Raw genomic sequence first — 11517 nt, forward strand, 5'->3', positions numbered from 1 at the left:
CCGCTTTCGCGGGGAATGACGGGTGGAGAGAGCAGTGCCCCCTCACCCCTTCTTCTTCGGCTCCCACTGCTCCACCGGACCGCCGGCATCGCGCCAGGCGGCGTAGCCGCCGGCGATGTGGGCGACGGGCTTCAAGCCCATGTCCTTGGCGGTCTTCGCCGCGAGCGCGGAGCGCAAGCCGCCGGCGCAATGGAAGACGAATTTCTTGTCTTCCTGGAAGATCGGTTTTGCGTAGGGGCTCTGCGGATCGATCCAGAATTCGAGCATGCCGCGCGTGCAGGCGAACGCGCCGGGGATGCGGCCGTCGCGCTCGATCTCGCGGGGGTCGCGGATGTCGACGATGACGACATCGCCGTTCTTGGAGATCTCGATGGCCTCCTTGGCGTTGAGCGTCTCGATCTCGGCATTGGCCTCGTCGATCAGCGCCTTGATGCCGCGGGTGATGGTCTGGGGCATGTGGTTCTCCCTCTTGTCAGCCTCTGCGCGGCCGTCCGGAGTGACGGCGCGTGCAGCTAGTGCGTCAATTCCTTCATCGCACCCTCAAGCCCCTCGATCGTGATCGGGTACATGCGGTTGGCAAAGATGCGTTTGATGATGGTGGTCGATTCCGAATAGTCCCAGTGCTTCTGGGCGACCGGATTGAGCCACACCGTATGCGGATAGGTGCGGATGATGCGGTCGAGCCAGACCGAGCCGGGCTCCTCGTTGACATGCTCGACCGAGCCGCCGGGCACCATGATCTCGTAAGGCGACATCGATGCGTCGCCGACGAACACGACCTTGTAGTCGTGCGGGTATTTGTGCAGCACGTCCCAGGTCGGCGTACGGTCGGTGAAGCGGCGCTTGTTCTGCTTCCACACGCCCTCATAGAGGCAGTTGTGGAAGTAGAAATATTCCATGTGCTTGAACTCGCTCTTGGCCGCCGAGAACAGCTCCTCGACCTGCTCGATATGCGAATCCATCGAACCGCCGATGTCGAAGAACACCAGCAGCTTCACCGCATTGCGCCGCTCGGGCCGCATGTGAACATCGAGATAGCCGTGATTTGCGGTCTCGCGGATCGTGGTGTCGAGATCGAGCTCATCAGGCGCGCCGGTGCGCGCGAATTTGCGCAGGCGCCGCAGCGCCACCTTGATGTTGCGGATTCCGAGCTCGACATTGCCGTCGAGATCCTTGAACTCGCGCTTGTCCCACACCTTCACGGCACGGTTGTTGCGGTTCTTCTCCTGGCCGATGCGCACGCCTTCGGGATTGTAGCCGTGGGCGCCGAACGGCGAGGTGCCGGCTGTCCCAATCCACTTCGAGCCGCCCTGGTGCCGGCCCTTCTGCTCCTCGAGGCGCTTCTTCAGCGTCTCCATGAGCTTGTCCCAGCCCATGGCCTCGATCTGCTTCTTCTCCTCCTCGCTGAGGTATTTCTCGGCGAGCTTCTTCAGCCATTCCTCGGGGATCTCCGCCTTCTCCATGGCGTCGAGCAGGCTTTCCAGCCCCTTGAACACCGTGCCGAAGACGCGGTCGAACTTGTCGAGGTTGCGCTCGTCCTTCACCAGCGAGGTGCGCGACAGATAGTAGAAATTCTCGACCGAATAGTCCGACAGATCAGCGTCGAGCGCCTCCATCAGCGTGAGGTATTCGCGCAGCGTCACGGGGACCTGCGCATCGCGCAGAGAAGTGAAGAATTGCAGGAACATGGGTGACAGATTGCCCGTCGGGGGGCGAACGTCAAGGGGCCGGGCCCGCCGCGGGACGCTGGACCGGTCGGCTTTTTGCTCTAGAATTGACCGTCTCACGGGGTTGTTTTGGGGACGTTTGCAATGGGAATTCTCGCAGCGCTCATCATTGGCGCGATCGCCGGCTGGCTTGCCGGCAAGATTGTCCATGGGGCGGGATTTGGGCTGATCGGCAACATGGTCGTCGGCATCATCGGCGCGCTGGTGGCGAGCTGGGTGCTGCCGCAACTGCATATTGCGCTGGCCACCGGCACGGTCGGCGCCATCGTGGATGCCACCATCGGCGCGGTGATTGTGCTCGTCATCCTTTCGCTGATAAAACGGGTCTGAAAGCCTGACCGAACCAGGAACGGCCGCCATGAGCGGCCGTTCCGTTTGTTGGACCAGGGCGATGCCCGGCCGACGACCAACAAGGACGCGCGATGAAATTTACCGGCACCAAGGACTATGTTGCGACCGACGATCTCAAGGTCGCCGTCAATGCCTCGATCGTGCTGGAGCGCCCGCTGCTCATCAAGGGCGAGCCCGGCACCGGCAAGACCGTGCTGGCGGAGGAAGTGGCGAAGGCGCTGAACGCGCCGCTTTTGACCTGGCACATCAAGTCCACCACCAAGGCGCAGCAGGGCCTCTATGAATACGATGCGGTATCGCGCCTGCGCGACAGCCAGCTTGGCGATGCCCGCGTCTCCGACATCAGGAACTACATCAAGCGCGGCAAGCTGTGGGAAGCCTTCACCGCCGAGCAGCGCCCGGTGCTCTTGATCGACGAGATCGACAAGGCCGACATCGAATTCCCCAACGACCTGCTGCTCGAGCTCGACCGCATGGAATTCCATGTCTATGAGACCGGCGAGACGATCAAGGCCAAGCAGCGCCCGATCATGATGATCACCTCCAACAACGAGAAGGAGCTGCCGGACGCCTTCCTGCGCCGCTGCTTCTTCCACTACATCAAGTTCCCCGACGCCGACACGATGGGCCGCATCGTCGACGTCCACTTCCCCGGCATCAAGAAGCGCCTGGTCGAGGAAGCCCTGCGCATCTTCTTCGAAGTGCGCGAGGTCCCGGGCCTAAAGAAGAAGCCCTCGACCTCCGAGCTGCTCGACTGGCTCAAGCTGCTGCTCAACGAGGACATGAGCGTCGAGCAACTCCGCGAGCGCGACCCGCGCAAGCTGATCCCGCCGCTGCACGGCGCGCTGCTCAAGAACGAGCAGGACGTGCACCTGTTCGAGCGGCTGGCGTTCTTGAGCCGGAGAGAGGTTTGATCTGCAAGCGCGCAGAGACAACTTGACCGCAATTCCTACCGCTACCCTGGGCCGCGCTTCCCAGCGTCATCTCGGATTCGGATGACCGTCAAGGCGGAGCTGATAAACGAAATAGGTTGGGGTACAGAACCCGATCTTTCGGCTTTGCAAGTTATTCAACGTCTGGGCACTGACGTTGAACCTTGCACTCGTGACAAAATCCGGCATCTGCTGGCAAATATAATCCTCGCGGCAAAACCGCGACGGCGAGCATGTGTTCAGGAGACCGCGGCCGACGCCAGCGGCGAAAATGCCGCTGTCGAAATATCCCTTGGCCATCTGCTCAAAGCCCTTGCCTCCGACGATCGCGCAGATTTCCTCGGGCACGCTGCCCGGCCGGATCACCGCCAGCGACGCCTCCTCGGGCTTGCAGGGACGAGTGACTCGGCCCAGCGGCACGCCGATCTTCGTTGGACGGCAGTTGTAGCCGTAGCCGCTCAATTTTCCTTCCGGCAGCTTGTAGACGAGTTCTTCCTTGCTGACGCGGTCGCTGAATGCGCGCAGGTTGAAGCCGAGCGGGTTGTTGGCGGCGGTCTTCGCTGTGGAGTCCTCGATGACGTTTGAGCGGCAGCTCAAACCCGCGGCGACATTCCGTGCCGCGGTCACGCATTGGCCGAGATTGGAGGAGGTCGCAGCGTTCGTCACCAACGCCTGACAAGTGAGGTTACGCGTGGCATTGCAGCTCCATTTCGCGGCCTGCGCCAGATCCGCATTCAAAGGGCACGGCATGTTGTCGCCGGCGGCAACATAAGCCGGAATTCCGCTTTCCCAGGCCGCCGGTGGCGCCGAAGGATGCGGGCGAAAACTGTTCGGCGCCTGACCGAGCGAAACCCGCTCGACATAGTCCTTGCGGCGAACAAGTTCCGCGTAGACATGGGGCGAGAACGGCAATTGCAACTCGTTACCGTCAAGGGCGTTTCTGATTGCGTCCGCGTCGCGGCCGAAATCGAACCGGTCCACGCCGAGAAGATGGAATCCGGCGGTCGAGGATGATTGATGGCAGCCCATGCAGGACGACGTGTTCAGGCGTTCGAGCAGACCCGCGCCGGATTGCACGAATTTTGGTGATCTCCCGGGGACACCCGCCGCCGCGACGATCCGTGCCGCCTGCTCGCTGCCGATTGCGAGATCGAAGGGACGATTGGCCATGCGCGCGCTGCCGGCAGTGGAAAAACTGAGCGCGATATCGGCCTCCAGGCTCTCCGGTATCCTGAAGGTGCCATTGTCGATCTCGGCGATGTGGCCGGCGAGATAGTCCTGCAACTGCTTCTGCTTGGCGGGATCCTTCAGGATTGCCTGCACGTCAGGCGTATTTTCCAGCCGTGTCGGCTGAAACCTGCCATCCCTCGGCGCGAATATCCGCATCCAGTAGATCGCCTGTCCGGCGAATTTGCGGTTCTCCATGTTTTCGAGGTCTGATGGGAAGCGCACCACCTGCGCATTGATCTCCATCTGCTTGAAGATCAGTCGCGAAAAATCCAGCGGCCCCTGCAGCAGGCGTTGGGCAACCACTGCCGGATCGTCAGTATCGATCCCGGCGACGCGCCAGAGCGAGGCGACGTCCTGGCAATTGCTGCCGTCATCCGCATAGCTGAACACCATGTTCACGGTGAACGGCATGCGCGACGCGTAAGTCTTGCCGTTCATCCTCACTTCGTAGCCGAGCCGGTAGATGAAGCGCAATTCGTCGCAATGCGCGGAATCGAAATCGCGGCGATCCATCCGATTGACGACGCCCGACAGGAGGAACAATCCGTCGCTGGAACCGAGCCATTTCTCGTTGAACACGCGCGCAACATTGCCATTCAGCCGCAGCGTCTTGCCAGCGTCCGTTTTGGCCGACTTCGGGTCGTAGGTTTTCAGGATCTCCTTTTCCCAATCGATGCCGAGTCCCGCCGTGATACGCGTGACGTCGGCGGACAGCACGGCGGCGAACTGCGCGTAGGTCTCGCTGAATTGCGACAAATCGCTCGCCCGCGTCGGACCTGCGGCGACCGCCGGTTGCGGCAGCTTTTGCGCGGCGTGAATTTTCGTGAACAGGGTCAGCAGCGAAAGCGCGGACGAATTGTCATGATCGAGCACCGCGAGTAGAGGCCCCTGGCTGATCAGGGTCGTCACCTCTGCGGAAGCCTGAGGCGACTGGGCAAGGCAGGGAGAGATCGAAAAGATCAAAAGACAGACTACGGAGACAAAGCGCATCCACTGTTCCTACTACACTAAGGCGCATCTTACAATTTATAGGTGAATGCTCTGGAGGCCACCGTTTTGAGGAAATTGGGGCGGCAGGACTCTGGATTGCTTCGCTGCGCTCGCAATGACGGAGCAAGGGGGCATTGGCGTCGTTCTCCAACTCACATTACGAATTGTAGACATGGCTGCGCATTCTCGCGGCGCATTTGGCCCGAGTTATCCTCTCTCATAGCCTTCTTCGAAGAACGAGGGCGCAGGGAAAGCCGGGTGCCGGCTGGCACCCACCGTCCGCTGTGCGAAAGCACACGCGGAAGAACTGCACAGCGGCATACAGGTGAAGCCGTACGCACGGCCTTCCCTGCGCAGTGGTTGGACGGCTTATGCCGTGCTCTCCCGGGAGCCGAGTTCGTTCTGGCCTCCCTCGCCCTCGCGGAATTCGCCGGCATCGCGCCGGTTGACGCAACTGCCGCATCCGCCGCATGACAATCACTCCAAGCGGATGAAGGGAAAAGCGCGCGGTGTTGGATGGCGTAGCCGCGGAGTTGAGGCGGATCATAAAGGACTCGCAAAGGCGCGTCCGCCAGGAGTCGTCGGACCGAACGTAATGACGATGGTGAAGCAGGCCGTTGCGGGAGAGAACGCCAGGGATGTCGATTGGAAGCTCCGCCGGATGACGAACAAGTAGGCCACCGCGCGCGTCGAGCAAGACACTTTCATCTGTGGCATGCGTCAATGTGCCTGTCTTTCCCAAAACAGTACCCGCATTCACTGCATTCTCGAGGAATGCCCGCGCCCCGTCGTCGATGGTCAAGGTTGGCGCGTCAAGCCGTGCAAAATGGTGTATACTCGCAAACCGGTAGTGTTTCAGCCTGACGAAGAAGACGCCCCTCGGAACAAATGCAACGCAGCGTCCTACGTTGGAGGACGTCGCGATGCAATTGTGCATCACAACCAGAGGGGAAGTTGTTATGAAGCGACGTTCATTGCTCTTGGCATTGTGTTCTTCCGCTTTCATCTCTGCACCGGCACTGGCCGATGAGGTCAAGCAGGAGGCTGAAAAAATAGCCGTCGCCTACACCGACTGCGTCGCCAAGAAAGACGCGGCCTGTGTCGCTGCGCTCTATACAAAGGACGGGGTCCAGATCAACCCGGGCGGTGTGTTTTCCGATCTCAAGACCGTATACGAAAACAACTTCAAGAACGGCACCGATCATATTGAGATCAGAGTCGGCAACATGTCGGTCATCAACAACGATCTGGTCGTTGCCAACGGCGAGACGGACATCTTCGGCAAGGATCCTAAGAGCGGTGACGCCACTAAGGTCACGGTGTTCTGGGGTTCCATCAACATCCGTGAAGGCGGCGCTTTAAAAATCCGCCAGTTGACCGTCGGCATGAAGCCGCCCCCAGCTAAGGAAGCCAGCGCCGAGAAGAAGTAGGACGTCATCAAGTCATAAGTCACCGCGCGCCCATCCTCTTTTGAGGGTGGGCGTTTGATCTTGTTGCACGACGGGTGGCGGGGTGTTTTGCCTGACGAGTCACGTCTGTGGCCCGGATTGCGCTTCGCTCCATGGGGCTACGTCGGATCAGCCCCTGTCCGCCACTTGTCCATCGATTCAAAAATGGCGGTTCTGGGCCAGCTTGGATGAGCCTCCTTCCCGCCGGACCACGTCAAGTGAACTTCGGCCACTCTTCCATCTTCCAGCGAGGCAAGGACGTCGTCACGGTTCATCTCGCCTACCAAGCACCTTGATCTCCAAACCGACAAGCGGGTGCCGGTCGCCAATCTCCTTCCTTAACTCCTCTTCCAGAAGAAGGCGCTCCCGTTCATCGATGACTTGGACGCCAGGGCTCAAGCACCTCACGCCACTGCGGCGTCCGGCACGCGCGCGGCTTCCATCGGCTGCTTGCCGCGGATGAGGTCCGAGGCGCGGTCGGCGATCATCATGGTTGACGCGTTGAGGTTCGCCGAGATCATGCGCGGCATCACGGAGGCGTCGATAACGCGGAGGCCCTCCAACCCATGGACGCGGAGCTGGTCGTCGACCACCGCCCACGTGCTGTCCGCAGGTCCCATGCGGCAGGTGCAGCCGGGGTGGAAGGTGGTGGTGCCGCGCTCGGTGGCGGCGGCGAGGAATTCGTCGTCGGTGTTGATGTTCGGACCCGGGAAATCCTCGTAGGCGTAGTAGGGCGACAGCGGCGCGCTCTTCAGCAAATTGCGCGCGAGCTTCATGCCTCCGACGATGACGCGGCGATCGAGCTCGGCGTCGAGATAATTGGTCTGGATGATCGGCGGGGCGAACGGATCAGCCGAGCGGATGCGGACATAGCCGCGGCTCTCGGGGCGCTGCTGCCAGGAGGCCACCGTCATGCCGGGCTCGTCCTCGAGCTGGCCCTGCACGCCTTCCTTGTAGGACGCCGGCGTGAAGGTGAGCTGCAAATCCGAGCTATCGGCGCTCTCGCCGGAATGCCAGAAGCAATAGACCATGGTCGGCGACAGCGAGAGCAGGCCGCGGCGCGCGGTCGCCCATTTCAGCGCCTCGATCCACAGCGAGAAGCCGCGGCGCAGCTCGTTGATGGTCTTGATGTCTTTTACGCGCGCGACCGTACGCGGGGCGTAGTGGTCCTGAAGGCCTTCGCCGACCGGCAGCGCGTGACGCACCGCGATGCCGTGGGCGCCGAGCAGATCGGGTGAGCCTACCCCGGAGAGCTGGAGCAGCTGCGGCGAATTATAGGTGCCGCCGGAGAGGATCACTTCCTTGTTGGCGCGCACTTCCACCGGCGCGCCACCGCGTCCGCCCTTGGTGTAGCGCACACCGACGGCGCGCTTGCCTTCAAAAATGATCTCGGTCGCGTGCGCGTGGGTGTGCACATGGACGTTCGGCCGCTTCATCGCGGGCTTGAGGAACGCGGTCGAGCCGGAGACGCGCAGGCCCTTGTCGATGGTGCGCTGGCAGTAGGAGACGCCTTCCTGCTTAGCGCCGTTGTAATCGGGGTTGCGGGGAATGCCGAGCGAGACCGCGCCTTCCATGAAGGCTTCGCAGAGCGGATCGCGCCAGTCCATGGTGGTGACGGTGAGGTTGCCGTCGCGGCCGCGATAGGTGTCCTCGCCCTCGCCGACCCGCTTTTCCAGCCGCTTGAAGTAAGGCAGCACGTCGGCATAGCCCCAGCCGCGATTGCCCATCTGCGCCCAGGTGTCGAAATCCATCCGCTGGCCGCGATTGTAGATGTGGCCGTTGATCGAGGACGAGCCGCCGAGCGTCTTGCCGCGCGGCGCATAGATGCTGCGCCCGCCGGTGTAGGGCCCCGGCTCCTGCTGGTAGGCCCAGTTGATGCTCTTCATGTGGAAGGTCTTGATGAAGCCCGCCGGCAGATGGATGTAGGGATGCCAGTCGCTCGGCCCGGCCTCGAGCACGCAGACGCTGACGTTCGGATCTTCGCTGAGCCGGCTGGTGAGCACACAACCCGCCGATCCCGCGCCGACGATCACATAATCAAATCTATCCATGGTGCCTCGGCCGCTCCTAGCGCGGCTTGTCGTTGAGCTGAAATTCGAGATGCGTCTGCACCGTCGGCCATTCGGCGGCGGTGATGCTGTAAACCACGGTGTCGCGCAGCGTGCCGTTCGGTGTGACCTGGTGGCTGCGCAGAATGCCGTCCTGCTTGGCCCCGAGGCGCTCGATGGCGCGGCGGCTCTGATGGTTGAAGAAATGCGTGCGGAACTCGACCGCGATGCAGTTCAGCGCCTCGAAGGCGTGCCGGAGCAGCAACAGCTTGCACTGCGTGTTGAGCGGCCCGCGCTGCGCGCCCTTGCCGTACCAGGTCGAACCGATCTCGACGCGGCGATTCGTGGCGTCGATGTTCATGTAGGTCGTCATGCCCACGATGTTGCCGCCGGCATCGAATACGGTGAACGGCAGCATCGAGCCCGCAGTCTGCAAGGCCAGCCGGCGGTCGATCTCCTTGCCCATGTTCTCCGGCAGCGGGATCGCCGTGTACCAGAGTTTTGACAGCTCGCCGTCCTTGACGGCCTCCGTCAGCCCCTCGCGGTGCTGATGCGAGAGCGGCTCGAGACGGGCGTGCTGTCCACGCAGGGTGACGGGATCAGGCCAGGGCATTTGGGACTCTCTCCTTTGTCATTGCGAGGAGCCACCCGGTCCCGCCTTCGGCGGGCCGGATGACAGGCTCCTCGACGAAGCAATCCAGACTGTCACCGCGGACGCATTCCTGGATTGCTTCGCTTCGCTCGCAATGACGGTAACTAGCATCGTTCACTTGTTTAGGAAATTGAGCGGCAAACCACCGCGCGGCCAGTCCATGGCGATGAGCTCGCCTTTGCCCGACAGCGTGATGTAGGCGGTCTTAAGCTCGGGGCCGCCGAAGGCGATGTTGGTGGTGACGCGATCGCCGGTCGGGATCTGCTCGACCAGGGTACCGTCAGGCGTGATCACCGAGATGCAGCCGGATACGAGGGTGGCGACGCAGACATTGCCGTTCGCCTCCACCGCGAGCGAGTCGAACATCTGGTAGCCGCCGAGGCCGCAGATCGGCTTGCCGCGCTCGCCGCGGTAGATCACGTCAGCCGGCTTGAGTGTGCCGGGCGCGGAGAGCTCATAGGCCCAGAGCCGCCCGGTCGGCGTCTCCGCGATATAGACGGTGTTCTCGTCCGGCGAGAGGCCGATGCCGTTGGCCGGCAGCACGCCATGCACGACCTCGACGATCTCGGTCATGCCGGGCTTGAGATAATACATGCCGCCGACATCCATCTCGCGGGCGCGGCGCTTGCCGAGATCGGAGAACCAGAGGCCGCCGTGCTTGTCGAAGACGAGGTCGTTCGGCCCGCGCAGATCGTGCTCGCCGCATTTGGTCACGACGGTCTCGACCTTGCCCGATTGCAGATCGACGCGCTGGATCGAGCCGCCGAGATAGCCGTCCGGCTGCGGGCCGGGCATGATCATCTTGCCGGTCGGAATCCAGGAGAAGCCGCCATTGTTGCAGATGTAGATCTTGCCGTCGGGGCCGAGCGCTGCGCCATTCGGGCCGCCCGGCACCTTGGCGACGACCTCCTTGCGGCCGTCGGGATAGATTCGGGTCAGGCGCTGGCCGCGAATCTCCACCAGCACGACCGAGCCGTCCGGCATCACCACTGGGCCCTCGGGAAATTCGAGGTCGGTGGCGAGAACGCGAACGTTGGACATAACATCGGACATGGGGACCCTCCCGGCTGCTTGTTATGGCTTGCACGGGATGTCCGGCACGGGCCCCACACGCAAGATTTGCCTGCGGTTATGACAAAGTCGCCGGGGCTTGCCAAGCAAGCGGGATGGTATGCCAGCGTTGCAACCCAAAGCGCGATGACATATCGCGCTTTGGGTGCGCACTTTGCGCGAACGCGGCCCTTCGGGTCCGGATCATGCTTCCCGCACTGGTATCCAAATCTCGAAGCCGCCATTGCCGGTCGCGGGATCGAATTTCTCGTCATAGCGCTCGAAGTTCGGCGCATCCGCAGCCTTCAGGCCGGACGCCGGCAGCCACTGATTCCAGATCGTGTTGACGGTGCGGCGGATCGAGGCGACGTGCTCGGTGTGGGTGAACACCGCGTAGCGCTGCTCGGGAATGCGGATGCGACCGAAGCGGCGCGGCAGGTCGGAGAAATCGGCGACCTCGACGCCGGCGATGTAGTCGAAATTGCCGGAATCATCGCCGTTGCAGCAGACGCCATAGGCGACTTGAGATTTTCCCTCGCCGACGCGCGCGGGAAGGTCGGCGACTTCCTGATGGAAGCGGTGCCACAGTCCCGGAATGGCGGCGCCGTTGTCGCAGGAGATGCGCTCGGCGGGGCCGGCGACGAGGAAGGCCTTCGCGGCTTCGAAACGCGGCGGGACCAGATGGTCGAGCATGGTGGAATCCATGAGGATCGGCTCCTGAAGCTTGAGTTTGTCGAGGCACGTTGCCGCCCGCACCGCTTCGGGTGTGGTGCCAAACTGGTCGCGGAACGCGCGGGTGAACGCTTCGTGCGAGCCGTAATCCGCCTCCAGCGCCAGCGACAGGATGTCCGGCGCGCCGTTCGCAAGACTGCGCGCCGCTTCCGTCAACCGCCGCGCGCGCACGAAGCGCATCACCGGAAGCCCGGTGGCTGCGGCAAACGCCCGCACGATGTGGAACCGCGACACGCCAGATATCGCCGCAATCTCGTCGAGCGTCATCGGCTCGGCCAGATGGCTCTCGATATACCAGAGCGCGCGCTGGGCTGGGTTCATACGTCAAAGGCCCTCGTTCGAAGCCTGGCGATGATG

At 62.5% G+C, this 11517-nt stretch carries 10 protein-coding genes; 3 read left to right on the plus strand and 7 right to left on the minus strand.

The window, feature by feature from the left end:
* Window positions 1–42: 42 nt before the first annotated feature.
* Entirely contained in the window at window positions 43–456 is a 414-nt protein-coding gene (locus AC5ZFO_RS15805; protein WP_014492863.1) for a rhodanese-like domain-containing protein, read from the minus strand.
* A 56-nt stretch (window positions 457–512) separates the two neighbouring features.
* Entirely contained in the window at window positions 513–1688 is a 1176-nt protein-coding gene (locus tag AC5ZFO_RS15810) for a vWA domain-containing protein (protein WP_212329541.1), read from the minus strand.
* Window positions 1689–1811: 123 nt separating this feature from the next.
* Between AC5ZFO_RS15810 and AC5ZFO_RS15815 the strand changes: the two genes are divergently transcribed.
* Complete coding sequence (locus tag AC5ZFO_RS15815) at window positions 1812–2057, plus strand: GlsB/YeaQ/YmgE family stress response membrane protein (protein ID WP_063981466.1); 246 nt, start codon at window positions 1812–1814, stop codon at window positions 2055–2057.
* A 92-nt stretch (window positions 2058–2149) separates the two neighbouring features.
* Window positions 2150–2992 carry an AAA family ATPase gene (locus AC5ZFO_RS15820; protein ID WP_028152332.1) on the plus strand — a complete coding sequence of 281 codons (843 nt, stop codon included), beginning with the start codon at window positions 2150–2152 and terminating at the stop codon, window positions 2990–2992.
* A 66-nt stretch (window positions 2993–3058) separates the two neighbouring features.
* On the opposite strand, the gene AC5ZFO_RS15825 is transcribed toward AC5ZFO_RS15820, so the two are convergent.
* The gene (locus AC5ZFO_RS15825; protein ID WP_282525590.1) at window positions 3059–5149 is read right to left on the minus strand and encodes a hypothetical protein; all 2091 of its coding nucleotides are present in this window, start codon (window positions 5147–5149) and stop codon (window positions 3059–3061) included.
* Between the two features lie 1040 nt (window positions 5150–6189).
* On the opposite strand from AC5ZFO_RS15825, the gene AC5ZFO_RS15830 reads away from it, so the two are divergent.
* Window positions 6190–6660, plus strand: coding sequence for a Cif family virulence factor (locus AC5ZFO_RS15830; RefSeq protein ID WP_282522865.1), 471 nt, complete (start codon window positions 6190–6192; stop codon window positions 6658–6660).
* A 422-nt stretch (window positions 6661–7082) separates the two neighbouring features.
* Here AC5ZFO_RS15830 and AC5ZFO_RS15835 read toward each other — a convergent pair whose 3' ends face one another.
* The 4 genes from AC5ZFO_RS15835 to AC5ZFO_RS15850 form a co-directional block, all read right to left on the minus strand.
* On the minus strand, window positions 7083–8729 hold the full coding sequence (locus AC5ZFO_RS15835; protein WP_282522866.1) for a GMC family oxidoreductase: 1647 nt from the start codon (window positions 8727–8729) through the stop codon (window positions 7083–7085).
* A gap of 16 nt (window positions 8730–8745) precedes the next feature.
* Complete coding sequence (locus AC5ZFO_RS15840) at window positions 8746–9339, minus strand: GNAT family N-acetyltransferase (protein ID WP_282522867.1); 594 nt, start codon at window positions 9337–9339, stop codon at window positions 8746–8748.
* 153 nt (window positions 9340–9492) lie between these two features.
* Complete coding sequence (locus AC5ZFO_RS15845) at window positions 9493–10419, minus strand: SMP-30/gluconolactonase/LRE family protein (RefSeq protein WP_496122242.1); 927 nt, start codon at window positions 10417–10419, stop codon at window positions 9493–9495.
* A 213-nt stretch (window positions 10420–10632) separates the two neighbouring features.
* On the minus strand, window positions 10633–11481 hold the full coding sequence (locus tag AC5ZFO_RS15850) for an AraC family transcriptional regulator (RefSeq protein ID WP_282522868.1): 849 nt from the start codon (window positions 11479–11481) through the stop codon (window positions 10633–10635).
* Between the last annotated feature and the right edge of the window lie 36 nt (window positions 11482–11517).

The sequence above is a fragment of the Bradyrhizobium sp. Unk1 genome (assembly GCF_059512345.1).